This is a genomic window from Shewanella sp. BJSY2023SW005, assembly GCF_047314585.1.
In the GTDB taxonomy this organism is placed as follows: Bacteria; Pseudomonadota; Gammaproteobacteria; order Enterobacterales; family Shewanellaceae; genus Shewanella; species Shewanella algae.
This window is the reverse complement of record NZ_JBKORJ010000054.1, coordinates 1-26,926: the sequence shown is the minus strand read 5'-3', so window position 1 is coordinate 26,926 and position 26,926 is coordinate 1. Positions and strand designations below refer to the sequence as shown.

General features: G+C 51.4%; 21 protein-coding genes. 14 read left to right on the top strand and 7 right to left on the bottom strand.

What is annotated here, in order from left to right; all coding sequences use genetic code 11:
• Positions 1 to 45 precede the first annotated feature (45 nt).
• The 3 genes from phoR to ACMHXI_RS17370 all read right to left on the bottom strand — a co-directional run bounded on the left by phoR (position 46) and on the right by ACMHXI_RS17370 (position 3,563).
• Positions 46 to 1,347 (bottom strand): phosphate regulon sensor histidine kinase PhoR, encoded by a 1,302-nt coding sequence (gene phoR / locus ACMHXI_RS17380; RefSeq protein WP_093983585.1) that lies wholly within the window; start codon positions 1,345 to 1,347, stop codon positions 46 to 48.
• Positions 1,348 to 1,421: 74 nt separating this feature from the next.
• Positions 1,422 to 2,111, bottom strand: a complete 690-nt coding sequence (gene phoB, locus ACMHXI_RS17375) for a phosphate regulon transcriptional regulator PhoB (protein ID WP_025011640.1) — start codon at positions 2,109 to 2,111, stop codon at positions 1,422 to 1,424.
• A 519-nt stretch (positions 2,112 to 2,630) separates the two neighbouring features.
• Complete coding sequence (locus ACMHXI_RS17370; protein WP_025889124.1) at positions 2,631 to 3,563, bottom strand: porin; 933 nt, start codon at positions 3,561 to 3,563, stop codon at positions 2,631 to 2,633.
• A 292-nt stretch (positions 3,564 to 3,855) separates the two neighbouring features.
• Between ACMHXI_RS17370 and rdgC the strand changes: the two genes are divergently transcribed.
• Positions 3,856 to 4,767 (top strand): recombination-associated protein RdgC, encoded by a 912-nt coding sequence (rdgC, locus tag ACMHXI_RS17365; protein WP_025889123.1) that lies wholly within the window; start codon positions 3,856 to 3,858, stop codon positions 4,765 to 4,767.
• Positions 4,768 to 4,817: 50 nt separating this feature from the next.
• Here rdgC and ACMHXI_RS17360 read toward each other — a convergent pair whose 3' ends face one another.
• Positions 4,818 to 5,705, bottom strand: coding sequence for a LysR family transcriptional regulator (locus ACMHXI_RS17360; RefSeq protein ID WP_109248750.1), 888 nt, complete (start codon positions 5,703 to 5,705; stop codon positions 4,818 to 4,820).
• A 94-nt stretch (positions 5,706 to 5,799) separates the two neighbouring features.
• On the opposite strand from ACMHXI_RS17360, the gene ACMHXI_RS17355 reads away from it, so the two are divergent.
• Positions 5,800 to 6,987 (top strand): MFS transporter, encoded by a 1,188-nt coding sequence (locus ACMHXI_RS17355; protein WP_051547198.1) that lies wholly within the window; start codon positions 5,800 to 5,802, stop codon positions 6,985 to 6,987.
• Between the two features lie 59 nt (positions 6,988 to 7,046).
• On the opposite strand, the gene ACMHXI_RS17350 is transcribed toward ACMHXI_RS17355, so the two are convergent.
• Positions 7,047 to 8,861: a M61 family metallopeptidase gene (locus tag ACMHXI_RS17350; RefSeq protein WP_370628870.1), complete on the bottom strand. Its 1,815-nt coding sequence runs from the start codon at positions 8,859 to 8,861 to the stop codon at positions 7,047 to 7,049.
• A 128-nt stretch (positions 8,862 to 8,989) separates the two neighbouring features.
• Between ACMHXI_RS17350 and ACMHXI_RS17345 the strand changes: the two genes are divergently transcribed.
• The 9 genes from ACMHXI_RS17345 (at position 8,990) to ACMHXI_RS17305 (ending at position 18,307) form a co-directional block, all read left to right on the top strand.
• Entirely contained in the window at positions 8,990 to 11,137 is a 2,148-nt protein-coding gene (locus ACMHXI_RS17345) for a tetratricopeptide repeat protein (RefSeq protein WP_101059813.1), read from the top strand.
• 160 nt (positions 11,138 to 11,297) lie between these two features.
• Complete coding sequence (locus tag ACMHXI_RS17340; protein WP_101059814.1) at positions 11,298 to 12,854, top strand: sensor domain-containing diguanylate cyclase; 1,557 nt, start codon at positions 11,298 to 11,300, stop codon at positions 12,852 to 12,854.
• A 35-nt stretch (positions 12,855 to 12,889) separates the two neighbouring features.
• Positions 12,890 to 14,245, top strand: coding sequence for a nucleotide 5'-monophosphate nucleosidase PpnN (gene ppnN, locus ACMHXI_RS17335; protein ID WP_025011997.1), 1,356 nt, complete (start codon positions 12,890 to 12,892; stop codon positions 14,243 to 14,245).
• Positions 14,242 to 15,003, top strand: a complete 762-nt coding sequence (gene xni, locus ACMHXI_RS17330) for a flap endonuclease Xni (RefSeq protein ID WP_101059815.1) — start codon at positions 14,242 to 14,244, stop codon at positions 15,001 to 15,003. The genes ppnN and xni overlap by 4 nt, the downstream gene beginning before the upstream one ends.
• 41 nt (positions 15,004 to 15,044) lie before the next feature.
• Entirely contained in the window at positions 15,045 to 15,461 is a 417-nt protein-coding gene (locus ACMHXI_RS17325; protein WP_101059837.1) for a DUF3192 domain-containing protein, read from the top strand.
• Positions 15,462 to 15,574: 113 nt separating this feature from the next.
• Entirely contained in the window at positions 15,575 to 16,114 is a 540-nt protein-coding gene (locus tag ACMHXI_RS17320; RefSeq protein ID WP_101059816.1) for a hypothetical protein, read from the top strand.
• Between the two features lie 48 nt (positions 16,115 to 16,162).
• The gene (locus ACMHXI_RS17315) at positions 16,163 to 16,444 is read left to right on the top strand and encodes a hypothetical protein (protein WP_198556970.1); all 282 of its coding nucleotides are present in this window, start codon (positions 16,163 to 16,165) and stop codon (positions 16,442 to 16,444) included.
• 181 nt (positions 16,445 to 16,625) lie between these two features.
• Positions 16,626 to 17,045: a DUF3192 domain-containing protein gene (locus ACMHXI_RS17310; protein ID WP_071239257.1), complete on the top strand. Its 420-nt coding sequence runs from the start codon at positions 16,626 to 16,628 to the stop codon at positions 17,043 to 17,045.
• Between the two features lie 689 nt (positions 17,046 to 17,734).
• Positions 17,735 to 18,307 (top strand): imm11 family protein, encoded by a 573-nt coding sequence (locus tag ACMHXI_RS17305; protein WP_208155345.1) that lies wholly within the window; start codon positions 17,735 to 17,737, stop codon positions 18,305 to 18,307.
• A 496-nt stretch (positions 18,308 to 18,803) separates the two neighbouring features.
• Here the strand turns inward: ACMHXI_RS17305 and ACMHXI_RS17300 are convergent, their stop codons facing one another.
• A complete protein-coding gene (locus ACMHXI_RS17300; RefSeq protein ID WP_413735613.1) occupies positions 18,804 to 21,656 on the bottom strand; it encodes a prolyl oligopeptidase family serine peptidase in 2,853 nt (950 codons plus the stop codon).
• 255 nt (positions 21,657 to 21,911) lie between these two features.
• Between ACMHXI_RS17300 and ACMHXI_RS17295 the strand changes: the two genes are divergently transcribed.
• From ACMHXI_RS17295 to ACMHXI_RS17285, 3 genes are all read left to right on the top strand, one after another.
• Positions 21,912 to 22,919 (top strand): isocitrate dehydrogenase, encoded by a 1,008-nt coding sequence (locus ACMHXI_RS17295; RefSeq protein WP_025011991.1) that lies wholly within the window; start codon positions 21,912 to 21,914, stop codon positions 22,917 to 22,919.
• A gap of 1,335 nt (positions 22,920 to 24,254) precedes the next feature.
• Complete coding sequence (locus ACMHXI_RS17290) at positions 24,255 to 25,355, top strand: hypothetical protein (RefSeq protein WP_096142757.1); 1,101 nt, start codon at positions 24,255 to 24,257, stop codon at positions 25,353 to 25,355.
• A gap of 58 nt (positions 25,356 to 25,413) precedes the next feature.
• Entirely contained in the window at positions 25,414 to 26,391 is a 978-nt protein-coding gene (locus ACMHXI_RS17285) for a transposase (protein WP_101059818.1), read from the top strand.
• Between the two features lie 190 nt (positions 26,392 to 26,581).
• Here the strand turns inward: ACMHXI_RS17285 and ACMHXI_RS17280 are convergent.
• Positions 26,582 to 26,926: IS110 family transposase (locus ACMHXI_RS17280; protein WP_413735611.1), on the bottom strand; the 345-nt coding region annotated here is incomplete at its 5' end.

Here is a 26,926-nt window from a genome sequence, read left to right as displayed (position 1 = left end):
AAAGGAGCCAAAGGCTCCTTAATAGGGTTAATGCAGTCAAACGCGTCAGGAAGCTTGCTGCTCCAGAAGATGCTGCGGGATCACAAAGCTGAAGGTACTGCCCTTGCCAAGCTCACTGGCCACCTTGAGTTCGCTGTGGTGATGGCTGAGGGCGTGTTTCACTATCGCCAGCCCCAGACCACTGCCACCGGTTTGCCGCGAGCGGGCACTGTCGACCCGATAGAAGCGTTCGGTCAGACGACTGATATGCTGCGGTGCAATACCTTCACCACTGTCTTTAACACTGAACATGGCGCCGGTTGCCACCCGTTGCCAGCGCACCTCAATACTGCCGCCCGGCTCAGTGTAGCGTATGGCGTTGGACAACAGGTTGGAGCAGGCACTGCGCAGCTGCAACTCATTGCCATGGGTATTGAGTCCTGGTTCGGCATAGAAACTCAGTTGGTAGCGACCACGGGAGAGCGCTTCGCCCTCCTCTTTTAAGGTGGTCATCAACTGCTGCATATCCACAGTGTGTTCCAGGTTGATATCGGCGGCATCTTCTATCCGCGACAAAGCCAACAGCTGCTCCACCATGGACTGCATCCTACCTGTCTGCTGCTGCATCAGCTCCAGCGCCTTGACATTGGGGGAGTCGGGTTCGGCCATGCTTTGCATCATCTCAAGATACCCCTGCAGCACAGTGAGTGGTGTCTTCAGCTCATGGGAGACGTTGGCAACAAACTCCTTGCGCATTCCCTCAAGTTGCCTAACCCGGGTGATATCCCGGGCGATCAGCAACAGCTGCCTGTCGCCATAGGCCATCAAACGCACTTCCAGCAGACGCTTATCCGAAACCGGGGACGGCAGCTCCAGCGGCTCCTTGTAATGGCCCTTCTTCAAATAGGCCGAAAAGTCGGGATGCCGGATAAGGTTATCTATTCGCTGACCATTATCCTGCGGCCAGACAAAGCCAAGCAACAGCTGCGCTAACTTGTTACACCAGAGAATATTGTGCTCTGAATCGAGTACCACGGCCGCATCGGGAAGTGCTTCGGCCCCCTGGCGAAACCTTCCCAACAGCCCGGCCAACTGACTCACTCGCTTGCGGTTTTTACCCTGCAGGCGATAGATGCCGTTGAACACCCCTTCCCAACTGCCACTGCCCTGCGGCGGCGTTAAGCGGCGATCGCGCCACAACCAGTAATTGAGCCGGATAAGCTGGCGATAGTGCCAACCCAATAATAGAAAAGCGCCCAGACACAGTACCAAGAGCAACTGACCAAGCAGCAACCCAAGCAGCAAACAAGCCGCCAGGTACAGCATCAAACGGGAAAACAGCCGATAACCCGAATAGGAATCAAACATAGAAAATGCCCAGGCAAAAGGCCGATGGCTGCACAAGATAACGCAAAACCCGGCCAATGCCCATTGTTACCCCGCTAGATACGGGTAGAGAAGCGGTAACCTGCGCCGCGAACCGTTTGGATCAGTTTATCGTGCCCGGACAGCTCCACGGCTTTCCTTAAGCGACGAATATGCACATCCACGGTTCTGTCTTCGACATAGACATTGGTGCCCCAGACATTGTCCAGCAGCTGCTCACGGCTGTAGACCCGTTCCGGGTGAGTCATAAAGAAGTGCAGCAAACGAAACTCGGTCGGCCCCATCTCCAGCACAGAATCCCCCACTGTGACCCTGTGGCTGACAGGATCCAGGGTCAGGCCCTGCACGTCTATGGTTTCTTCCAGCCGGGTTGGCGCGGCGCGTCTGAGAACCGCCTTGATGCGTGCCACCAGCTCCTTGGGGGAAAACGGCTTGGTAATATAGTCATCGGCGCCCACTTCCAGGCCTTTGACCTTGTCCTCTTCCTCGCCGCGGGCGGTGAGCATGATAATAGGGATCTGGCGGGTAAATTCATCTTGCTTCAATCGCTTGGCAAACTGAATACCGCTGCCACCGGGAAACATCCAGTCCAGCAGAATAAGATCCGGATAAGGTTCCTTAAGCAGTGCCAGCGCAGAGTCAAAGTCCTCGGCGGCACTGGTGGTGTACCCGTGTTGTTCCATAACAAAAGTCAGCATCTCACGGATAGCCAACTCATCTTCTACTATTAAAATCCTTGCAGTCATAACGGTTTCTGTCAGTGAATTTCCACGTGGCCATTATTGGACAGTTTTATTACAAAATTATGAAAAGGGCCGACTCTGACACCTTTAACGCCGCTATTTTGTCACAATTTTCCCGATTAAACACTTGAAACTGGAATGAAAAGCTTACCAAAGAGCCGTTATTGACCGCCATGAGCAACAATCTCACTGCAGCTGAATTTAGATTACAAGTCTACAACAAACAATAAGTTAGCCTTAACTTAACCAAGTACTGCCGCGGCTCCCTGTTAGGCCGGGCACGAATTATCTTTCAGGGATACGGCACTGACACAATTTCCAGACTACTGTTTTCACACTGCAGGAACACGTCCAAGAGCCGTTCGGCTGAGCTCGCTGGATTCATCCGCAAAGGCCAGAGGCAAAGGCCGGAGGCAAAAGCCAACAGCAGCGCGACAAAGAGCTACCTCCATACGCCTCCTGCCTACAAACAGTGCAAACAAAAAGGAGGCCCAAGGCCTCCTTCGCTGCAGCTGTGGTCGTTTAGAACTTGTGTTCCAAACCAACACCTATGTACTTGTCATCATCGTCCATATCTTCCATGGAGCGATTGGTGTAGAAGGCAAACAGCTTGGTAGGCTTACCCAGCTTGTAGTCGGCACCGATAGACCAGGAATCACCCTTGTCTTCCATGTCCTGCCACTGACCTTTGAGGGTCACTGCGTCAATCTTGTAAGCCGCACTCAGCAGGTAACCGTTCTTGCTGTCACCGTCTACTGACTTTTCTTCCTGCTGGTACATACCGCCCAGGATGAAGTTGGCCAGCTTGGCCTGTACTGTGGCGCGCAGAACATCGTAGCCCTTAACTTCAGAGTCGTAGGCAACAGAGGCGAATACTGCACTCTTTTTCAGATCCTTGTCACCGTACATGGCGGCTACCGAGAAACCATCTTCACCGTCTTGTGACTTGGCGGCTTCGGCAGCGTAAGTGGCACCAACTTTAAAACCACCGAATGAAGGCGACAAGTAAGTCACTGTTTGCTCGATACGGTTTTCACCCTTGAACAGGCTCTTGAGGTCGCCTGACAGGTCGTTGAACTGGTCCACTTTACCTTGAGACACTTTCAGCATGGTGTCGTTACGACCCACAGAGATGGCACCGAAGTTACCCTTCAAACCAACAAACTGGTTACGGGCCAGGAAGTTGTCTTTGGCATCATCGCCTGTGTCTACTTCGTATTCCACTGTGTAGAATGCTGCCAGGTTGTTACCCAGATCGAATTCGCCCTTCACGCCAAAACGAGAGGCATTGCTCTGAACCGTGGTTTCAGAATCGTCAGCACCGGCCTCGTCGTTGGACTGAACAGTAACATTCAGCTTGCCGTAAACGGTCAGCGGCTCGGCTGCATGGGCAGAGGCCAGAGAGACTGAAGCGATAGCTGAAGCGAGTAGTGTTTTGCAAAATGCGTTCATCATTAATTCCTTTCGACGTTCTCTTCGTCTTGGTTATTGGTTTGGAACGAGCGAAAGTGTGCAACGAGTCTGTTGCAGTTTTATTTCATCTTTTAACCTGTTGGCTTCATTGGCATCAAAGACCAGCCCAGCCACAGGTAAAAGCCCGTCACCACAGGGCCTCGCGGCAAGCGAAGGGCTATATGACATTTTGGTTAAATCTGCCCAGAGCGAAAAAATCTGTGCTAGCAGGGCGGGTTTACCTAGAGGAATTCATGCCTTACACTGCGGCTTTATTTTTCAAAGAGCGCCTGTCATGTGGTTTAAAAATCTCACCGTATATCGTTTCAACAAACCATTTTCCACCGATATAGAGGCACTGGAGACGGCCCTTGAGGGCTTCACCTTTTCTCCCTGCTCCAGTCAGGACATCAGCAAGTTCGGTTTTTCCAAGGCTTTGGGCAAACTGGGGCACACCCTGGTTCACAGCGCCAACAACCGCCACCTTATCTGTGCCACCAAAGAGGAGAAGCTGCTGCCTTCTCAGGTCATCAAAGAAGCGCTGGAAGAAAAGGTGTCGCTGCTGGAAGAGGAAGAAAACCGCAAGCTGACCAAGAAAGAGAAAGATGCGCTCAAGGATGAAATCACCACCACTCTGTTGCCAAGAGCCTTCTCTCGTCGCAGCCAAATCAAGGCACTGTTGCTGCTGGATGAGCAACTGATCCTGGTAGACAGCTCCAGCGCCGCCAAGGCCGAAGAACTGCTGGCCTTGCTGCGTAAGGCGCTCGGCAGCCTGCCTGTGGTACCAATGAGCACCAAGACACCGATTGAAGTGCAAATGACCGAATGGCTCAAGCAAGGCAATGCCCCTGCCCCCTTCACCATTCAGGATGAAGCCGAGCTCAAGTCTGCCGCCGATGATGGCGCAACCGTGCGCTTCAAGCAGCAGGATCTGGGCGAAGAGGAAGTACTGGCTCACCTGGAAACCGGCAAGCAGGTGCATAAACTGGCACTGCACTTCGGTCAGTCCATCGCCTTTGTGCTGCAATCCGATGCCGGACTGCGTCGCCTCAAGTTCTCGGAAGAGTTCCGCGCCGCCACCGATGATGTTGCCGGTGAGGATCCGCTGGCCAAACTGGACGCCGACTTTGAGCTGATGAGCAGCGAACTGGTTGCGCTGATGCTGGCACTGGTCGACGCCCTGGGCGGCGTTGAAGACAGCCTGTAATCGCTATCTCCAAGTAAAAAGGCGCCTGATGGCGCCTTTTCTGTCTCCAGCTAACCGCCCCACTGCTCAAGCAGTGCCTGCCGCAACACCTCGAGTTTGGCAGAGTGCTGCCTTGAGGGTTGATAAACCAGAAAAAGAGGATGAGGCCGAGGTGCATAGGTTGGGAGGATTTCCTGCAATTTGCCTTGCTGCAGTGCATCATCAACAAAATAACGCATCAGTTGTACCACCCCCGTGTCCAGGCAGGCCGCTTCCAGCAAAGGGTCACCGTGATCGAGTATCAGGTTGCCGTCAAAATCATACTCCAGTTGATTGCCAGCCTCACAGAAACGCCAACTGACAGGTTTACCGCTCAGCGGACTTCGCACCCGCAAACAATTATGCTGCCTCAGCGCGGCGGGCGTATCGGGTACGCCGTGAGAGGCCAGATACCCGGGCGAAGCCAAGGTCGCCCATTCAAGTGCCTTCAGCGGTCTGGCAATCAAGCGTGAGTCCTTGATTTCACCCGTGCGGATGACGGCATCGAATCCTTCATCAACCAGATCCACCAACCTGTCGGTCAGTTCCATCTCTATCTTGAGCTCAGGGTAACGGGCCAACAGACCTGACACTATGGGTAATACCACGACTCGACCAAAGGCCGATGGGGCGCTGATCTTCAGCAATCCCTTGGGCAGACATAGATTTTCCTGCAGCGAAATCCTGGCTTCTTCGAGCCCGGAAACCAGTGGCGCGCAGCGGGCGAGAAACAGTTGTCCATCTGGGGTGAGGCTCAGGCTGCGGGTATTTCTGTGCAGTAGTCTGACTCCCAGTTGTTGCTCCAGGCGACTGACAGCCCGGGACAGTCCCGACTGAGTCAGTCCCAGCTGCACCGCGGCTTCGGTAAAGCTCAGACATTCCGCCACCTTGATAAATTGACGCACCGCATTAAGATCCATGACTTTATTCATTTCTAAAAGGAATTTATGAAATTTATCAAACTTAAATCATAAGTAATACTGCAACCACCTTAAATCTTTCAGCCAAAAAATCATGTCAAAGTCACTGCCTTTTTCTATCTACCTGCTGGCACTGGGTATATTCAGCCTTATCAGCTGCGAGCTGCAGGTGCTCGGAATGATGCCACAGTTGTCCGCCTCACTTTCCCTGTCGGTTTCCGAAGTGGGTTATCTGGTCTCCTTTTACGCCGGCGCCATGGCGCTGGCCGGTCCCGTGTTAACCCTCTGCCTATCCGGCCGGCCGCCGAAACAGGCCCTGCTCATTCTCTACAGTCTGTTTTTACTGGCCCAAGGGGTTGCGATTATGGCGCAGGACTATTGGCTGCTTGTGGTCACCCGGATCATCATAGGCGCAGCTGCAGGCGCTTTCTTTGGGATCACGGTCGGCCGAGTCGGCGAGCTGGTACCCGAAGCGCAAAAAATGCGCGCCATCGCAGTGCTCTTGGCCGGGATCATGCTCGGCACTATACTGGGCCTGCCTATGGCCAGCCTCAGTGCCGAGTATTTTGGTTGGCGCACTGGGTTCTTTCTGGTCTGGCTCTGCGGCTTAATGGCCGCACTGCTCAGTGTTCGCTTCTTGCCTTCACTGCCTTCCCAGCCGCCACTGCCACTCAAGGAGGAACTCAAGGCTTTTGCCAGCGCCAGACTCTGGGCCATCTATGCCACCAGTTTCTGTATTATCGGTACCACTTATGCTGCGTTCAGCTATTTTGTCCCCATTCTGTCCGAGCTGGCGGGTTTCAGTAGTCAAACTATCACCCTGTTACTCTTTGGTTATGGCTTGAGTATGTTGCTGGGCAATCATTTGGTGTCCCGCTTCTGTGGCCGCAACGACTTAACACTCCAGGCGCTGGGATTGCTGCTGCAGGCGTTATTCCTGTTGCTGCTGGCCCAAGGCAGTGAGTACCCACTATTGGCAGCGGTGGCGGTACTGGGAATAGGTTTTAGTGGTGTCAGCATGAACCCCGCCATGGTGAGCCGTCTGATGCAGCTTCCCCAGGGCAGCCGGGCACTGGTTAATACTGTGCATACTTCGGTTATCACCCTGGGTGTCATGGGAGGCAGTTTTATCAGCGGCTATGCGCTCGCCCGGGGAGCCAACCTCTATGCTCCCATCTGGATTGCCATGCTGATTGCGCTACTGGGATTACTGAGCCTGGGTCTGCCTCGGCTTCTGTCTGCAAGCTCCCGGGCAGAAGTCCCCTGCGCTGAGATAAAATAAGCGCCATAAAAAACGCCGGCGCACCTGAAGATACGCCGGCGTTTTCGGGACAATCAAACTCAGGACTTATAGTTACCCTGAGCGTCAAACGGCCAGTCTATGCCGAGCCAGGCCTTGAAGAAGGCTTTCTGGGCGCGGCTGACTCTTTCCTGGGGCTTAATTTGCAGCTTGCCGGATTGCTCTGAGGCCAAAGTCACACGCCGCTCTATGAGCTTATCGTCGTGGAATAGGGTCACAGTTAACTCATCACCCGCCTTAAAGTCGGCCAAACGTTTGGCGTAACCTTCGGCGCTGACTTTCAAGCCATTGATAGCCAACAACTGATCGCCGGCGACTATGCCCGCCTGCCAAGCTGGGCCACCTCGCTCAACACTTTGCAACACCAAAGAGCCGGAACTGAGTGTCATACCGGCAAAGGCTTGCTCCTTACTGTCTTGGCCGTAGGCGGTCTTAAGCCCTGCCTGACGCAGCAGTTTGTCAAAGTCCAGCACCAAGGGGGCATTGACATGGCTTTGCCACCAAGACTCATAGTCCTTGCCGGATAAACTTTTCAAAATACGCTTCACATCCGTGACATTGTATCCCTTGGGTACCTTATGCTCACGATAAAGACTCCTGTGCACATCCCGGTAAGACACCTCTTTGTCTGTGTCCTGCAACAGTGAGAAGTCCAGTGCCAGCGAAGTCAGATAACCTTCGGAGTAGATGTTCACACTGTGGTTGATGGCGTAATCGCCGCCTGTGCTGACCCATTCACCGGCACTGGCCTCTGCCACCGACTGAATTTCCCGCCCCGGTTTATGTTGATTGGCATTAACCCGCTTGGCCAGGTCCTCCATAAACTCTTTCGGCGTCATGATCCCGGCACGCAGCAACAACTGGTTTTGAAAATAGCTGGTAGAGCCTTCCGCCATCCATAAAAGCTCTGTCATATTCTCCTGCTGATAGTCGTAGGGCACCAGTCCCTCCGGTCGATAGGCCTTGACGTTCCAGGTATGAATAAACTCATGGGAAGCCGTGCTGATAAAACGCAGGTAATCCTGGCGCTCACGGAAGTTGAATCTCGGCAACTGGATAATGGTTGAGTTCAAATGCTCGGTGGCACCGCGGGCCCCCGAAGTGGCGTGCACCATATAAACATAACGCTCGAAGGGATAGTCATCCCAAATGGCCGCCGCCGTACCGGATAACTTACCGAGATCGGCTTCTATCTGCTCCAGGTCATAGTTACCCTCGCCCCAGACCACCAGCTCATATTGTTTGCCATCGGCCTTGAAGGCGCGGTGCTGACTGAGCCCGGTTTCAATCGGCGAGTCGACCAATACATCATAGTTGGCGGCCACAAACGAATGGGGCTTATCCGCTGCTGCCATTCCTGAGTAACTGCGCCAGTCGGCCGGCACATCCAGTGTTACCTTGAGCGGCTCTTGGCGAAACTCGGGGCTGTACATGAATACGCCGCTGGCATCCAGAAAAGCGTGGCTGGCATCAATATGCCTGACTCTTTGCCCCAATTCGTTGGCATAGAGTTGATAGCTGACGGTGACCGCTGTTGGCTTGGACAAAACCACGGTCCATTCACCGCTGGCACTGCGCTTCCAAGGCAGGCTGTTGCCCTGCTCGTCCGTGGCATGAAAACGGCGAACCCCGTCCGCCAGCGGTAATACCTGATACTTGCCGGTACGCCAAACCGGCAGATTGACCTTGAGCTGTTGCCCTGAATGTTGCGGGAAAGTGACCTTGACCTGAGCCAGATGATGTTCCGGGCTTTTAAGATCTATCTGATAATCGACGTCAGCCCAGGCTGAAGATGCCATGCCCAGTGTTGTCAGTAGGGAAGAGTAAGATATGATTGACAAAACAGCGGATTTCACTCGTAATTCCTTCTTATGTCATTGTTGTTATAAAATCGGCCGAGTATAACAATTCGGGGCGGTCACCTCACCCGTTGCTAATAAAAGCTAACAATTAAGTCCCCGCAGAATGGGACAGAGGCAAATATATGTACTTTTTCAGGGTTATGTTCATCGCATCCATGCTGCTTGTGGGTCTGGCGCACGCCGACGAACTGGATGATATAGAGATAAGTTTCAGGGAGCAGCCCAGGCAGCTCCACAGCACTGTGGTCAGTTCACTGCCCGAGTCGTTGCAATACCCTTCGCTTGAACAGTTTCAGTCCAGCGCATTGGAAGTGGGTTTTGCCCCGGATCAGCTGATGGACAAACTCATTCTGCTGGCTCGGCTGGATCTGGATGCCCAAGTGCTGGTTCCCGGGCGGCTGGAACAGGCACAAGATATCATTGAGCAGTTGAAGATCATCGCCCGCAGCGACTATGAAAAAGCCGCCCTCTATAATCTTGAAGGCCGTTATCTCGGCCGGGTCGACCAACAGTATGAACAAACCGTCGCCCTCAATCAGCAGGCGCTCGAGCAGTTGGGCGATGCCCAGGACAAACGCAGCCAACTGCTCAGGTATGTCATCTACGAAGATCTGGGTACAGTTAACCTGATAGCCAAACAGGCCATTCCGTCTCTGAACGCCTACAACCTGCTCAGAGATACCGCCTACCGGCTGCGCAATGACTACCTGATAGCCAATGCCGAAGCGGCTTTGGGCAAGTATTACAATATCAACGGCCAGCGCACCAAGTCGCTGCAGCACTATACCGAGGCCTTCCGTTTGGCCAGCCGTTACAACCATCCCAATCAAAAGGCACTGCTGCAGCTGAACCTGGCCAAACTGTACCGGGACATGGAACAGTGGGATGAAGCGCTGGAATACGCCCACGGCGCCGCCGACGCATATAAAGCCATGGGTTCCGGCTCTTTCCTGTCCCATACGATGACGGTTATCGCCATGGTGTATGGCAACACAGGCGAGTGGAACAAGGCGATTGACTACTACCTCAATGCCCAGCAGATAGATGCCGAGCTGAAGAACTTCATCGCCCAGGGGCTGAATTTCCACAACCTGGGCGAGGCTTATTTCCATTTGAACGACTATCAGGTCGCGCTCGACTACCTGTTCCAGGCCAACGAAATATTCAAGGACAGAAAGAGCAACCACTACCTGGTTTATAACGAGATGCTGATAGCCGAGGTGGGCCAGGCCATGGAGGATTGGCCTTTGACCATGCAGCACGCCATAGAAGCCTTGCGACTGGCCAAGTTGCTGGAATTACCGGATGAGCAGATAGAAGCCCTTGGCTACCAAACCGCGGCCTACAAGGCGCAGGGTAAGTTTCAGCAGGCACTGGCAAGCCAGGAGGAAAGCATCCAACTGCAACAGGCCATGTTGGAAAAAGAGCAGCAAACCACCTCGGACGTTAATTCATCCGCCGTCACAGAGCAGAAGCTGAAACTGGAAGTGGGCCAACTCAGGCAAGATCAACTGCAAAGACAAGAAGCACTGCATACCCGTAATATTCTGCTGGCAATCAGCCTGGGGCTCTGCCTGCTGTTGCTGGCATTGGCGATGCAGCAGTATAGATTGCGCAAACAAATGGCGAAAAAGAACCAGGCTCAAAAGGCGAAAATGCAACTGGAGCCCATGAGCGGCCTGCCCGGTTATCGCGCCTTGCTTGGCAGTATTTCAAGTAAAACCAAAGGCCTGGCGCTATTGTCTCTGGAGCAGGAATTCAACTCTGACTTCACCTTGGGCAACAGCCTGGCGGCGCCGAGACTGGTGCAGCAAGCCGAGGAGATTGCCGCCCTCACCGGCGCCAAGGTATTCCTGCTCAGACCCGGCCTATTTGCCCTGACCCTTGCCGAAGACACGGGCCCAGCCAAACTTTACCACCGGCTCAGTGACTGGCAATTCCAGGGGCAGATGCTCAAACCGGCGCTGGGTTATATTCCGCTGCCGCTCCTGGGTAACCCGGATATCAAGCTGTCGGTGGAAGTCCTGTTTGAAACGGCGCAATTGGCCCTTGCTGGTGCCATCAGCCTGAAAAACAGCCAAGGCAGTTATGTCGGTTTCAGTACTTTGGACTTCACCCCGGCCGCCATCTTCTCGGCCCCGCTCTATCTGCAATTGCAAAAGAGTATTATCCGCGGCCTGATAAGAGTGGAGACCAATGGTGAGAAAGATAAGATCTGCTGGCCGGAGTCACAACAGCAGTCCAGAGCCGAACCTGTGTCAATAATTTGATCTGAACGACAAAACTTTGTCACAACAACTGGATGGCAGATTTGCACTCCTGCCGGATTGCGATACCATTTAGAAATGTCTGGAACTGGAGTCGTGGGGTTTTCGAGCCACTCATGACCCGACTATAGATTCGATCGCGCATCGAAGGAAAATTACAGGAATGAAGGACTCAAACGCAACGGTGTCGCAACTAGGTGTACTCAAGCAGAAATTGCATTCCACCAAAGCCGCGTTGGATGAAATGAATGAGGACAGAAATGCCAAGCTGCAGGCATTGCTGCAGTTTATTGGTCACCTCAGTCTGGCCTGTAAGGGGCAAAACCTGGAGCTGGACAATAAACTGGCCAAGCTCAGACATAACCTGGGAACCTACGAGCGTATCGATGATGTGTTGCCGGATCTTGTCGAGGTTGAGCGTCTGCTCAAGGGGCAATACCACCATGTGATGGGCCAACTGGAAGAAGGCCGCTCCAGCCTGAGCAAGTTCAGCCGCCAACTGCAACGAGTCGACTCCATGCCTGAGCGCCTCAAAAAAGAGGTCAGCTATTTCAAGCAGGAGCTGGGCAAACCTTTCCATACCGTCTGGGATTATATTCCCAAGGTCGAGCAACTGGTGGGGTTTTACGAGCAACTGCTGGACAACCAGTTTGAATCTGAGTCCCCCATCGCGGTACTACCCAAGCACAGACAACTGGGTCACGAGCTGGAGCAGATGATTTCCAACATAGAGTTTCGCAAAGATCAGCGTGACCAGGTGTTGGTAATTAAGGAGCAGTTGGCCTCGGCCGAGATAGATATCGATGCCCTGCTGGAAGCCTATCAAACCATACTCTCGCTGCTTTTGGATAACATAGCCCGCGAAAAAACCGCCTCACAGGAGTTTCTGTTTGCCCTCAACGACGCCCTGAGCGCCGTGCGTGAAGTGGTCAGCGACTCTTATAACCAATCCCAGCGCAGCCATCAGCTCAAGAGCCAACTGAATCGTGAACTCAACGCCCAGGTAGACAATGTTGGCGAGTCATTGGTGGATATTGAGGATATTACCGAGCTCAAGCAGCAGATCAGCGAGCAACTGGCCGCCATTCGCGCCAGCCTGGCCCGCAAGGAAGCGCTGGAGCAAAGAGAGCAAGCACTGCTGCGCAAGTCGATGGAAACCATGCGTAAAGAGCTGAGCGACCTCTCCAGCGAAGCCACCACCTATAAGGAAAGGCTGTTCGAGCAGCAGAAGCTCAATATGCTCGATACCCTCACCCAGCTGCCCAACCGTGCGGCCATGGAGGAGCGGATGGAGCAGGAATACCGCCACTTCCAGCGCAACAAACAGCCACTGTGGCTGGCGGTAGCCGACATAGATCACTTCAAGTCCATCAACGACAGCTTTGGCCATACCACAGGTGACAAGACACTGCAGGTTATCGCCATGGCGTTGAAGAACTCCCTGCGTGACACTGAGTTTGTTGCCCGTTATGGCGGTGAGGAGTTTGTTCTCATCATTCCGGATGTTTCACCCAAGGATATAGAACAACTATTGAACAGAGTGCGCGAAAAAATTAAAAATATTCCTTTTAAATTTAAAAATCAGCGTATTACAGTTACAGTATCCATAGGGGCCGCGCAGATATTGGATGGCGAACACATCCAGGAAACTTTCGAACGCGCCGATGCGGCCCTCTACAAAGCCAAACATGAAAGCCGTGACAGAGTCATTATAGATTGACAGCAATGACTCCTGTTTCAGCTCAAGGAGTCGTCATGATAGTCAGGATCAGTCCCCGCGGCAGTATGGATCAACTGTCGCAACTGGAGGCAGACCGCCTCAAACAGAGTGCCAAGAGTGACCTTTACCAACTCTACCGTAACTGCTCGTTAGCCGTATTGGCCTCGGGGCAGCAAACTGACAACGCCAAGGAACTGTTCGACCAATTCCATGACTTTGAAATCAACGTGCTGCGCCGTGAGCGTGGCATCAAGCTGGAGCTGGTTAACCCGCCGGCCAGCGCCTTTGTCGATGAGCAGATCATAGTCGGCATTCAGGAGCACCTGTTTGCCGTGCTCAGGGACATCATCTATGTCAGCAACAAGTACGATGGCCTGAAACACATCAACCTCACCAACGCCAGCCATATCACCAACGTGGTGTTCGACATTCTGAGAAACGCCAGAGCCATTACCCCGATGCAGGATCCCAATGTGGTAGTCTGCTGGGGCGGCCACTCGATAAACGACACCGAGTACAAATACACCAAAGAGGTGGGCTACCAGTTGGGGCTGAGAATGCTGGATATCTGTACCGGCTGCGGTCCGGGAGCCATGAAAGGGCCAATGAAGGGCGCCGCAATCGGCCACGCCAAGCAGCGTATTCATAACGCCCGTTACATAGGCCTGACCGAGCCGAGCATTATCGCCGCCGAGCCACCCAACCAGATAGTCAATGAACTGGTGATTCTGCCGGACATCGAAAAACGCCTGGAGGCCTTTGTGCGCCTGGGGCACGGTATCGTCATCTTCCCCGGCGGCGCCGGCACCGCTGAAGAGCTGCTCTACCTGCTTGGCATTTTGCTCAACCGCGAAAATGCCGATATTCCTTTCCCGCTGGTGCTCTCCGGCCCCAAGGAAAGCGAAGCCTACTTCCGCGAAATCGATGCCTTTATCGGCGCGACGCTGGGCGAGCAGGCGCAGCAGAAATACCAAATCATCATAGACGACGCCCCCCAGGTGGCGCGCATCATGCGTGCCGGTATGGAAGAGGTTAAACGTCACCGCAAGCAAACCGGTGATGCCTACCAATACCAATGGAGCCTCAAGATAGAGCCTGAATTCCAGCTGCCCTTTGTACCCACCCATGAAGTGATGGAAAACCTTAACCTGCACTTCCAGAGCAATAAGGCTGAGCTGGCGGCCAACTTGCGCAAGGCGTTTTCCGGCATAGTGGCGGGCAACGTCAAGGCGGAAACCATGAAAAACATCGAGCGTCATGGTCCATTCAAGCTCAAGGGCGATCCCGAGCTGATGGCCTTGATGGATAAACTGTTGGGCGCCTTTGTCAGCCAACAAAGAATGAAGTTACCGGGCACCGCCTATGTGCCCTGTTATCAAATAATGAAATGAACCGACTGCTGATTATTGATGGTATGAATCTGGTGCGCCGCCTGCATGCGGCGCAGCCGGATGAAGCCGACATGCAAGGGCTGACCGAGCGCAGCCGCAATGCCTGCCAGAAGCTTATTCGCCAGCACTGCCCTAGCCATGTGGCCATTGTCTGGGACGGCGATGAAGAGTCCTGGCGCAAACGCCTGTATCCGGATTACAAGAAAGGCCGCAAGCCCATGCCCCAGGCCTTGGCCGATGGCCTACCGGCGCTGAAACAGGCGCTGGCAGAAGCGGGGATTGGCTCCATCAATGCACTATCGGAAGCCGATGATGTTATCGCCACCCTGGCTAGCAAGTTGTGCCTGCGCGGTGGTGAGGCGATTATCGTCTCCACCGACAAGGGCTTTTGCCAGCTGAGATTACCGCGTTTGCTGCTGTGGGATCACTTCAATGGCGCCGCCATGGATATTGCCGCGCTGGAGCAAAAACTCGGCATAGAACAGAGCCAGCTGCTGGACTTTATGGCCCTCAGCGGCGACAGCGGCAACAAGATCCCCGGCATCCAGGGAATAGGTCCCAAGACGGCCGGCGAACTGCTCAGAAGCTTTCGCACCCTGGCCAATGTCTACAATGCGCTCGATACTTTGGGAGCCAAGCAAGCCAAAAAGTTAACCGAAGGCAAGGAGATGGCCCGCCTCAGTTATCGGTTGGCAAAACTGCGCACGGATCTCGAACTCAATATTCGTTTGAACCAGTATAGAGTCAAAGAAAACTAAGGCTCCAAGAGCTCAACTTAAGCAATAAAATGGAAAACTGTATGAAAGGTAAGGCCCCTGTAGTTATCGGCAGCATCTTTATCGCCTATCTGGTCTTTGTTGCCGTGGTCATCCTCTTCTATGAACCTAAACCGGAAGATATGAGCTGGGAAGACAGGCAAGCCTATAACCAGTCTAAAGTCACTGAGTTACTGCTGGGACAAACGCTGGAACAAACCATTGAAACCCTGGGTAGAGCCGATTTCAGCGAAGCCATGCAAACCCATGGCCAGTCGCTGCAGGTGCTCTTCTACCGCACCCAGCATGTAAAATCCGACGGCAAGACCACCAAAGACGAATGTACCCCTCTGCTGTTTGCCGATGGCCGGCTCCAGGCTTGGGGGGAAGACACTTATCAGCAGTATCTGCAGCAGCATATACAGCCCCAGCAGACAACCCCCAAACAGACACAGGAATAGCAAAACGGGCTCACACATAGGCTTGGTAGCCTTGTCGGCTGCTCGTTATTTTTAAAATCATTTCCAACTGACCTGCTCATTCCCGGCAAAACAGTTTAATGAAGTAAACAAGTATGAATGACTACCTGATTTTCCACCGCCGCCAATTCTATCTGGAGCGGAACTGGCTGATAAAAGCCAACACGCCCCAACGCCCGGTGGAATATGGGCCGGATCTGGTGGTGGATTTTGCCCAGTGCCCTCGCCTGTTCTTCGCTGAACCTTTCGCCGACATACTCTCGTCAATGGAGCCTTTCGGGGTTGAGCGTATTAAAAACCCCTACAAGTCGGATGAAGATATGTATGCCGAGATAGACATAGGCACAGTAGACGAACTGGATTTCATTGATGAAGTGCTCTATGCCTATTTTCATGTCTTCAATCGCTATGATGTGCTCGATATCGACCACACCATCTGGAACTCTGAATCGCCCGCCATCGACGCGATACGAACCCCGGTGCTGGATCCGGCCAAATTGGCAGCCATTCCGCTTGAGCAGCGATTATTGTTCAAACTTGACCAAGACCCCTCCTTCCTGCTGGTACACAACAGCGTAATGGACAAGCTGACCGCGGCCAATTTGAAAGATGTCTGGGTGCGCTGGAGCGAATAACGCCAAGGAAGAAACCGGGGGACATGATTCATATCAACAACGAGTATTTTGTCCTGTATTGTGGCAGCGGTGATATGCCATCCCCCTTATACCGTCTGCAGTAGAGAGCATTATCTTATTTACCGGGGTCCTACCTCACTGCGCGAGCCCATCTATGCCGAATCGCCGGCCATTCCTTTTACCAAACGACGGATGTTCGAAGTCAAAGGCATCAGATCTACCTACATAGTGCATGAGTCCGTGGCTGAGAGACTCATAGCACTCAATGCCAACGGGTTACATCTGGTGCCGTTGCTGGAATGGGACATGGGCTTTGGCTTCACCATCTAAACCAGCTATTCAGTGACCTTTGCCCGGCCTGGCAGCCGGACAATAATCGCGCACAGACAAAACATATTACAAACATACTGTTTACATTGTAGCTGTCGCGAGTATCTTATATCACTCAATACAGAGCGAGCCGTCTTGCTCTGGAGTGAACTCAGGTTGAGCAATAAAACGGAATAACAGTATGAAAAGTAAGGCCCCCGTAGTTATCGGCAGTATCTTTATCGCCTATCTGGCCTTTGTTGCCGTGGTCATTCTCTTCTACGAGCCCAAACCGGAAGACATGAGCTGGGAAGACAGGCAAGCCTATAACCAGTCTATGGTTTCCGAGCTGCAACTGGGGCAAACACTGGCAGAAGTCACCCAAACCCTAGGCAAAGCCGACTTCAGCGAAGCCAAGCAAACCCATGGTCATTCACTGCAGGTCCTCTTCTACCGCACCCATCACAGTAAATCAGACGGTAAGACCACCAAAGATGAATGCACCCCACTGCTATTCGAAGATGGCCAACTACTGGCCTGGGGCGAAGACACTTACCAGCAATATCTGCAGCAACATTCGCCGCAGCAAGTGATATCCAAGGCCCCCGCTCAACCCGAATAACGGCAGAAAGCCCACAGTTTAAGGAAAGGAAAACCAAGGGTAGAATCAACCTGTTCTAGCTCCCCTTCTGCCCAGCAAAAAATGTTCAAATTCATGATTCATTCCCGAAGAGTTTGCCACCTTGTGTACGCCGCACCTTTTTATCCGGGATTGATGATTATTCAGGCAATAGCTACGAACACAGTCGAGACTGGGTTGAATCGCATCGATTGAAACTGGCAGTAGCATTCGCCATTGTTCTGTGCCCCTTTGCGGTCATGTCCACTCACTGCATTTGGTGCTCAAGGTTAACCACTGAATGGGCACTGGAGCAGGTTGTACAGCGCTGACGCCGACTTTACAGCACTCCCCTGCTATCCCGGCATTTTCTCCGCGGTGAAACACTTTCTGATATTGAATATCTCATTTTTCAGCAACCTACAGTTAATATTGGATGTCTTTGTTTATTGTTTTAGTTAATATTGGGTGTCTTTTGCTTCTTTTTTCTTTCGAGCCAGCACGAAAAGACGAATTACCCAATTCCAGCAGAATTATGCGTGTCAACCTTCTGTCGGTGAACATTTACCAAAGAAAGGGCTGTTTAAGTCAAGACTGTGGCCCCGATAAGAGCATTGATCAAGACGCTGGTCAGGCAAAAGAGACTTTTGTAAGCAGCAAATGTTTATGATTGATGAAATTTTGAGGACAAAATGATGGAAGTTGCATATATTACCGAAGATTTTAATGAAGGAGACTCTTTCTTTGAGTATGATGATAAAAGATCTTTCTTTTATAACAAGGATAATGACTTTAACCCTACGTCTATTTCAGAGCCTATAGTTTGGAAAGATAACGACCTGGATCATATTGATGCTTTAGACTTAATAAAGCTAGGTTGCTTTAATGTTACCAAGGAAATTGCTCATGTTATAATGAGCTTTGACCCGTATGGCATAGCTTTTTACCCCGCCAAACTCGCTTGTGCCGGCCAGGATACATCTAGCGGGCGTTACTTAATAGCTGTAAACAATATTGTTGATGTAGTTGACAAAAACAAAAGCAAAAACATTTCCAAAGCAATGACTCAGCATTATCTTTCCGAAGATAAAATAAAATCGCTTCCACCATGTAGACAGCACGTATTCAAGCCCAAAGGAATGAGTAAAATTTTCTTTTCAAAAGAAATATTTGATGCACTTCACAACATATATGAAGAAGGTAAAATCAAGACCAGTTTAATTGCTTACACATTTGACACATCTGAAGAGTGCCCAAATATTTAACAACATTGGGTATCTTTTTTCTTTAGCCGTATCTGTTTTGAGGAAATTGAGCAGGATAAGAATGTCGCGCGCAGTGCTAAATTCTGGTAAATCTTGGCTAAATAGATATAAAGCAAGAGAAAGGATATCTGTGCAGTTGAATAAAATGGAGATTCATTAGTCAAATGATAGCCAGATTTACCTTTCTGGCGATGAAGTTTCAGGCAACATGTTTGGTCTTTTGGGAGTTGCTATCGATAAAATTTGACAATGTAATTTCCGAGCAAGTAAAACGCCGTTCTACAAACAATAAAAACCTTAATTACTGCAGACAATAATGAGGAAGCATCAGTCGGTACACAAGGCGGGCTCGCTTTTGCCCAACAACGACTGCCAAAGACAACACTTAACATCCCAAGTCTGCTTGAGTACGTATCGCCCTGCCCCTCCCCTATAAACAGAAAAAAAAGGCGACCAATTGGGCCGCCTCTGTGAGTTATTTGGGCAGAAAGGGAGTTCAGTCTTCCGCCTTGGGCTCGCGATAAGCTTCACCCTTTTCAAGCCACTCGGGGGCCTTGGCACCCTTGAGGTAATGATCGAACCAGTCTTTCATCCGCACACTGTAATCCAGCTTGTTGGGATACTTCTTCAAGTGGTGCGGCTCGTCCTGATACTGCAGCAAGACCACATCTTTTCCGGCGCGGCGCATTGCCAGGTACAGTTCAACCCCTTGCTCCCAAGGCACGGCATCGTCTTTGTCACCGAACATGATCATCATCGGCGTTTGAATGCGATCGACATAGAACACGGGGGAGTTTTCTATGTATTTCTGCGGCGCGCGCATCAGGCTTTCACCGATACGGCTCTGGCCGGTTTCATACTGGAACTGACGGGCAAGGCCGGTGCCGTGACGTATGCCGCTGTAGGCACTGGTCATATTGCTTACCGGGGCACCACTGACTGCGGCCTTGAAGATATTGGTCTGGGTCACGGCAAAAGCTGTCTGGTAACCGCCCCAGGAGTGGCCCTGAATACCCACGGCATCCGGATCGGCAATCCCCATGTCGATAAGCTTCTGCACTCCGGCGGTCAATGCCTTGACCGAGCTGATACCAGGATAGCCGACTTCAAAGCGGATATCCGGCAGAAAGATGGCGTAATCATCGGCGGCATACCAGGCAAAGTTGGGCCTGTGATTGATTTTCATGTCCGGGAAGGCGTGCAGGCGATCGCTCATAAAGCGGTAGAAATATACCAATACAGGATAACGCTTGCCACTTTGATAGTTGGCAGGCTTGATTAACACGCCGTCCATTGCACGACCATCACCGTCGCGCCAGTGTACCAGCTCTGACTTACCCCAAGGCAGTTTGCGGCGCTGGGCATCAAAGTCGGTTTGCTTGACCGCCTTGGCTGGCTCAAGCAAAGCCGAGCTGTAGAGATCTGGATAGCTGTCGTAACGCTCCTGACTGAACAGCAAGGTATCACCCTTGTCGGCTCTGGCCAGCACAGACAGCTTGTTGTCTTTGGCAAACAGCGGCGTCAGTTGAGCCCGGCCGATAACCGCACGGTAAAAACCGTCGGCCTTGGTCTTGTGGCTATAGCCCTGCAGCAACACAGCCTGGTTGCGCGCCACAGTGGCCGGATAAGCCTTGTCTGGCTGGGCCAGAGCTTCAATACGCAGACTTTGCTGCTGCTTGCGGCCCTCACCGCCTGTCAGCATAAAACCGTCGTGGGAGCGGGTATCAAACTGCCAGATATCGTATTTGTCATACACCAGCAGGCCTGAGTCATCCTCGAGCCAGGGGCCGAAGCCATAGCCGGGCGCCGCAGATGGATAATCATGATCTTCATCGGCGAAGCTGACCTTGAGCTTGCTGCTGAGGTTATGTTTTCGACCGCTGGCCACATCATAGAGATAGATACCGCCCTGCTGATAAAAGGCCAGGTATTTACCTGCCGGTGACAGGGTTGGCGCACTGCCGCTGGGTTGTTGGGTCAATATCCGGGTCTTGTGACCGGTATTGATATCCACCAGGTAAAAATCCCGATAGAAACCGGCCCAGGTGATCATCTTGCGATAGGGAATATCCGAACTCCCCAGCAGCACCCGCTTGTGTTCGCTCAGCTCAATGTCCGGCACCTTGCGGTCGGCCAGTTGCACCAGGTTGCGCGAACCAAGATGCAGCACAGCCAGATAAGTGCGGCTCTGCTCTTTTTCATACTGTTTGACTTCGTTGGGCTTGATCAGCGGATCATCCCCGTGCCAGAGGCGTAAATCCCGCTGGGCACTGACCAGCGCGGTGTCGTACAGGTCGCTGCTCTGCTCCACCTTGGGAATTTGCAGCTGCTTGCTTATCTCGGGCACCCGGCCGAAGAACAGCCGCTCACCGTCGGCCGAAAAGCTCAGCTTGGCATGGCGATTAATGAGCCAACCCTTGCTGTCGCCCTTGCTCGGCAGAATCTGGCTCAGTTTACCCGACTCTCTGTCGTAGAGAGACAAGGCATAGGGGCGCTCATTCGCATCCAGCGCCGCATCACCTCGGGTATAGGCAAGATAGTGGCCATCACGGCTCAGTGCCAAGGCACCAAACTGCTTATCGGCTTGGCTGCTGACCAATTTGAGTTCAAAGCTGCGGGTATCGAGCACAGAGATGCTGTGACTATTACTTGCACTGTCATTTTGCGCCAGTGCCAGCACACTGCCGTTATAAGCCAGTTGCCAAGCGGTCACATGCTCGAAACGCTGTGACTTGCCGCTCGCCAGCGACAACAGCTCGAAACTGCTGCCGGCATCCAGTTTCGGCGTTTTGGCTGCTGGAGCCTCGGGGGCGGATGCTTGATTGGCTGCTTTGGCTGAGGCCTCTTTGGCATCAATGCCGTTTGTCTCTGCGCTCTCTTTGCTTTCTTCATCGGCCTCATACCAGATAGCCAGCAAAGTACCATCTTCGCTGAAGGCATAAGACTTGACCCGCTCAAAGCGGCGCTGCTCACCTGTGGTGTTATCCAGCAGCAACAGGCCTTTTTTCAGCTTCTTGCGCGCCTTGGGAGCAAGCTTTTCCGATTCCAGCAGCGAAGGCGCCAGAGTAAAGGCAGTGTAACGGCCATCGGCTGACAGCTGCGGCTTGGAGCCACCGGCGACATCATAAACCTTGGTATTGGCCAGTGACTTGACCACACCACGGCTGTCGCCGCGATCCGGCGCGACACTGTAGGCCAGCACCTTGCCTTGTGGGTCGAGAACCTGATCGGTAATCGACTCAAACTGCATTATATCCTTGAGGGTCAGTGAGGGGCTGCTCTGGGCACTGACTGCGGTAGCGAAACCGGCTGACAGCAACAGCAGCGATGCTAAGGGCGTTAACTTCAAGATCGTCCTCTTTTTCATTGTTGTTAGACTAAAGTAGACTTTTTATTTTGTTGGCGTTCCATCATGGTCAGACGCCGACTTTTTAGCAAGTCAGCCTACAGAAAAAAGCGTGAGATTGCTCACTATTTCCTGTGAAAATGCGTTGAATGTGTATAGAATAGCGGCGATCTAAATCACAAAATTCTCAGTCGAAAACCGTGTCACTGACATGGTCTGATAAATAGCAGTAACGACCAACCGTGGAAGGACCTCTCCATGTCAAAAAGAACTATTACCGTGATCCCTGGTGACGGGATCGGCCCCAGCATTATCGACTCAGCTCTGAAAATTCTCGATAAGGCGGGGTGCGACTTTGAATATGAATTTGCCGATGCCGGTCTGACTGCTCTGGAAAAACACGGTGAGCTCCTGCCTCAGCGCACGCTGGATCTCATCGAGAAGAACCGTATCACCCTCAAAGGCCCATTGACAACGCCTGTTGGCGAAGGCTTCACCTCCATCAACGTAACCCTGCGTAAGAAGTTCAGCCTGTACGCCAACGTGCGTCCTGTGCTTTCTTTCAAGGGCACCCAAGCCAGATATGAGAACATAGATATCATCACAGTGCGTGAAAACACTGAAGGTATGTACTCAGGCCTGGGACAAAAGTTGTCTGAAGACGGTGCCATTGCCGAAGCCACCAGTATCATCACCCGTCAGGGTGCCGAGCAGATTGCTACCTTCGCCTATGAACTGGCTCGCAAGGAAGGTCGCAAGAAGGTGACCATAGTCCACAAGGCCAACATCATGAAGTCGACTTCAGGCCTGTTCCTGAAAGTGGCCCGTGAAGTCAGCCAGCGTTATCCGGATATTACTACCGAAGAGATGATTGTTGACGCCACTTGCATGAAGCTGGTAATGAACCCGGAAAACTTCGACGTGATAGTCACCACCAACCTGTTCGGTGACATTCTGTCTGATCTCTGCGCCGGTCTGGTGGGTGGTCTGGGCATGGCCCCGGGCGCCAACATCGGTAGCAACGCCGCTATCTTTGAAGCGGTTCACGGCAGTGCCCCGGATATTGCCGGCAAAAACCTGGCGAACCCAACTTCAGTGATCCTGGCATCTATCCAAATGCTGGAATACTTGGGTATGTCAGATAAAGCCGCCGCCATTCGCGCTGCCGTTTCTGCGGTTATCGAAGAAGGCGACCGCACTACCCGCGATCTCGGTGGTACCCATGGCACCACTGACTTCACCCAAGCCGTGCTGGATAGACTCTGATCTAATATCAACTCAGTAAGTTGCTAAAAAGGATGACCCAAGGTCATCCTTTTTTATGCCTGTGTTGGCAGGCAATGGGAAACATCCGTCGCCGGAGGCCCAATTAGCGACTTTTAGCTGGAAGCTATGATAGCCGCTGTGCCAGCGGGTTAAAGTCGTGGAGCTTCGCCCCACTTTCAAGCACAGGCGGAACTGTGACCGTCGAAAACAGGGACGTTTTCGTCGAGGCTACATGGACGTATTCACGCCGAGTCACGGGATCGCCTGTGCATAAGCCTGCTGCAGGCAATGGGAGACGTCCGTCGCTGGAAGCCCAATCAATGTTATTTGGTTATTTTGAACTGAAAGCTATGTTAGCCGCTGTGCCAGCGGCCTAAAGTCGTGGAGCTTCGCCCCACACCCGAGGAAAGGGGGCTGTATCGACTCGCCCCCTTTCCAAACCCCCAGCGACCCGCGACGCAGCGGAAACCCCCTTGTGCTTATGATGCCAATTCGCTATCGCGCCAGACGCTCATCCCTGATTCGACTGGCGCTGCTTCGGCATCCATGCCTCGCTACGCGATTGTCATCAACGCCCTGCGGCCGCTTCGAGCGGGAGTTGGTGCAATTCTGTGAGAATGGAGTAGCTTGAAATATCTGAAGTGCTTGCAGACATACACCTAATTTTCAGGCCCTGGCTCTAGTTCTGGTGGGACTGTGACCGTCAAAAACAGGGAAGAATGCAAACACTCAGTCAATTCTGCTTCAAAAACACCCCAAATCAGAGTTTTGTTGCCTTTGTCAAAACTTGACCTTTGGCTAATTGTTTTCAAATTCAGTACTGGGTATTGTATAACCAATTCAAACGCTTAGCTTTAGCACTTTCTTAAGCTTAAGGCCAGAAGCAGCAGCACTTTTCCGTTTTCAACGGAATGCAGGGACGAACAAAGTTTGGACCCGTGCGGTAGCCATGGCTTTACTTAACGTTTTTTGTAGGGCTTGGGTTGTAGGGCCCGGGTTGTAGCGTTTGCGGCGCTCATGACAAGCACCTCAGAACTGATTTTTATACAGTATTATTGACGTCCTGGACAAAATGCCGGGAATTTGCAGCTAAGCTTGCGCGTTATTTCCGTAATATTGCAGGAAATACTTTTAAATTCATAATGTTAAAAAATACAGCTGGTAGATAATAGGTTTAGAAACCGCGCATGCGCGTTTAGCTGCAAGGGATATTAGGACTAAATGGTATTATATCCAGCAAATACAAACAGATAGCGATGCGCGTTTACACTCCTCCGAGGACTAAAACGCGCATGCGTACTATACAGCTGTTATGTTTGCGCTTAAGGAGTGAAAGTGCAATTTTTAAAAAGTATTACTAAAAATGGAGCGTTGGTATCGAGCCTGCTTGGTCTGTACTATCTATTCGTATTTACCTTCAAAGAGGGAATCCCTTTTCCGCTCGACATGTCTATCTTACCAACCATGTTGATTGCTTTAGGAATGCTGTGTTTATTATTCACATGCGTGGTTATCCTATATTCATCTATTTCGGTTATTGTGGTTTCTGATCCTGTTGAAATTGGCTATGAAGACCTAATAGTGGCGAGACCCAATTGGATTAAATCCGAGATGGCAGCAAATGTAGTAAATTTTCTTATCTTCTTCTGTATGGCACCAGTCTTACTTTTTTCTCTTTCGACAATTGAATACGATCACACGGCAGAAATGGTTTTTCTAACGTTGTTTTTAATACCTGCTTTGTTTGTCTATTATGCATTAACACCAAATCAAACTATAAAAGAAGAAAAGCTAAAAACTTTTTTAACTTTGCGCTTTTGGAAGTCTGTTATTACTTTTTTTTATATTGGCTTCTTTGCTCTTTTATCGGTTTTTGTCTACTTGAAATATCTTGAGTTTGGTCTTGCCCTAAAAACTGATCCTCAGTACTGGTTGGCTTTGGTCGTTTTTTTTATTCTTAGTTTCTTCATATTGCTTCCGCCGCGTAAGAAAAATGGATTCCAGAAAAATGCCGATAAGTATTCAAAAAGGAAATTTTCAAAAGAAGTTTTAAGGGTTCCGGCTTTTTATGTTTATTCGTTTTCCCTTCTGCTAACTCTAATTCCAAATATTGCTTACAGTACTGCTTCAGTATCTTTTAAGTTTTTGAATGTAGGGGGAGGTATAGAACGCTCATACTATTTTTCGAAGAGATCTCGAGTGACTATACCGCCAGAGCTAATTGATAGATGTGAGAAAGAAGATTACTGTCAAACTAAACCTTTGAATGTCATATTTGATCTTGGAGGGGTGATGTACATTAGAGGAGCATATTTAGGTAATGACAACACACTAATTTCATTACCTAAATCCAGCTTATATATGATAAGTCAGAGTGGTAGCGCAAATATTAAAGAACATAACAAAACAAGAGAGAATATGGACACCCAACGTTAATGGCGCGGTAGTTAGCCTCCGACTATGCTTTGTTTAAGCATTTAACAAGGAGGTTATTATGCCGCGCCCTCGCCGAACTCAAATCAGCCTTGAAGATACGCCCTACTACCACTGTTGCAGCCGCGTGGTGCGGCGAGCCTTTCTGTGTGGTGATGATGCCTACTCGGGTAAGAATTATGACCACCGCCGTGGTTGGGTGGAATCGTTATTATTTGAACTGGAAGCTGTTTTTGCCATTGATGTGGCGGCATTCGCCATCATGAGTAATCATCTGCATCTGGTGTTGCATGTCGATATAGAGACAGCAAACCGATGGACAGACAGAGAAGTGCTTGAGCAATGGCATAAGTTGTTCAAAGGTGACGAGTTAACCCGCAAATTCACCCAGGGTGAGCTGATTGAAGCGTATGAAGTCCCTAGGCTGAAGCATACTATCGCGATTTATCGCAGTAGGTTATGTGACATCAGCTGGTTCATGCGTTGTCTCAATGAACCGATAGCGCGTCAAGCCAATCAAGAGGATAACTGTACCGGCCGATTCTGGGAAGGAAGATTTAAGTCGCAAGCCTTACTCGATGAAGCCGCGGTGTTAACCTGTATGGCGTACGTTGACCTCAATCCCATCAGAGCCAAGATGGCCGATACGCCTGAGCAGTCGGCGCATACCAGCATTCGACTACGTATTCAGGCAGCATTGAAATGCGAACAACCCACCAAGCTACTGCCCTTTATTGGCAATGAATGCGATAACCAGCGCAGCGGTATTGCGTTTGGGCTCAAGGATTATCTTGAATTGGTGGATGATACCGGGCGTTGTATTCGCGATGATAAGCGAGGTTCGATAAGTGAAAAGAGTACCAAGCTACTGACGCGGTTGAATATCCCTCATGAGAACTGGCTCAAGCTTACCACTGAATTTGGAAGACTATTTCGTGGGCCAGTAGGCACCTTGCAAGAGCTCAGCTGTTACTGCGAACACTTGGAGAAGCGACGACGACATTTTGCAACCAGCTGTCAGTACTTTCAAACGGCCTGAACCCCACGCTATTTAACTCAACCGCAGTCATTGAAATCCCCTGAACCATGGGTAGGGCTAGCACAGCTCAAATCTCGCATTTTTGCGTGAAATATGTTCGATTTCATCAAACCTCTGCAACTCACGGATATCTTTCTACCTCTGGGTGCTCAAATCCCCTACTGGTGCTTGAACGCAGACTGAAAGAAGATTAAGTTATTGTTTTACAGTGGGTGGCTTGATTTTTAATAGAGTGCAAATCGCCGCTACGCGCTAACCTGGCCAATGTCATGGCATCGCGTTTATCGGTTTTGACCCGGTCGCCCGGAGCTTTGGGGATGAGTGCCGGCGCTACCACCCAGCATTCAATGCCACGGCGCAACAGATGACGATAGAGCCAGAAGCCACAGGGACCAGCCTCATAGATAACACAGAGCTTGCTGGTCTTGGCTGTTTGATTCTTAATGAGTTTATCGAATGAACGCAGGTTGGTTGGGATTGTGCCATGGTAATGCACAGTCTCAGCAGACTTATCAGAAACCCAGGCCACGTCAGT

Bases quoted from the DNA above. Each gene is read 5' to 3' on its own strand.
- ACMHXI_RS17305 (WP_208155345.1), top strand. From the start codon at position 17,735: ATGATGGAAGTTGCATATATTACCGAAGATTTTAATGAAGGAGACTCT.
- ACMHXI_RS17355 (WP_051547198.1), top strand. From the start codon at position 5,800: ATGTCAAAGTCACTGCCTTTTTCTATCTACCTGCTGGCACTGGGTATA.
- phoR (WP_093983585.1), bottom strand. From the start codon at position 1,347: ATGTTTGATTCCTATTCGGGTTATCGGCTGTTTTCCCGTTTGATGCTG.
- ACMHXI_RS17295 (WP_025011991.1), top strand. From the start codon at position 21,912: ATGTCAAAAAGAACTATTACCGTGATCCCTGGTGACGGGATCGGCCCC.
- xni (WP_101059815.1), top strand. From the start codon at position 14,242: ATGAACCGACTGCTGATTATTGATGGTATGAATCTGGTGCGCCGCCTG.
- ACMHXI_RS17340 (WP_101059814.1), top strand. From the start codon at position 11,298: ATGAAGGACTCAAACGCAACGGTGTCGCAACTAGGTGTACTCAAGCAG.
- ACMHXI_RS17360 (WP_109248750.1), bottom strand. From the start codon at position 5,705: ATGGATCTTAATGCGGTGCGTCAATTTATCAAGGTGGCGGAATGTCTG.
- ACMHXI_RS17310 (WP_071239257.1), top strand. From the start codon at position 16,626: ATGAAAAGTAAGGCCCCCGTAGTTATCGGCAGTATCTTTATCGCCTAT.
- ACMHXI_RS17285 (WP_101059818.1), top strand. From the start codon at position 25,414: ATGCCGCGCCCTCGCCGAACTCAAATCAGCCTTGAAGATACGCCCTAC.
- rdgC (WP_025889123.1), top strand. From the start codon at position 3,856: ATGTGGTTTAAAAATCTCACCGTATATCGTTTCAACAAACCATTTTCC.
- ACMHXI_RS17320 (WP_101059816.1), top strand. From the start codon at position 15,575: ATGAATGACTACCTGATTTTCCACCGCCGCCAATTCTATCTGGAGCGG.
- ACMHXI_RS17370 (WP_025889124.1), bottom strand. From the start codon at position 3,563: ATGATGAACGCATTTTGCAAAACACTACTCGCTTCAGCTATCGCTTCA.
- phoB (WP_025011640.1), bottom strand. From the start codon at position 2,111: ATGACTGCAAGGATTTTAATAGTAGAAGATGAGTTGGCTATCCGTGAG.
- ACMHXI_RS17345 (WP_101059813.1), top strand. From the start codon at position 8,990: ATGTACTTTTTCAGGGTTATGTTCATCGCATCCATGCTGCTTGTGGGT.
- ppnN (WP_025011997.1), top strand. From the start codon at position 12,890: ATGATAGTCAGGATCAGTCCCCGCGGCAGTATGGATCAACTGTCGCAA.
- ACMHXI_RS17325 (WP_101059837.1), top strand. From the start codon at position 15,045: ATGAAAGGTAAGGCCCCTGTAGTTATCGGCAGCATCTTTATCGCCTAT.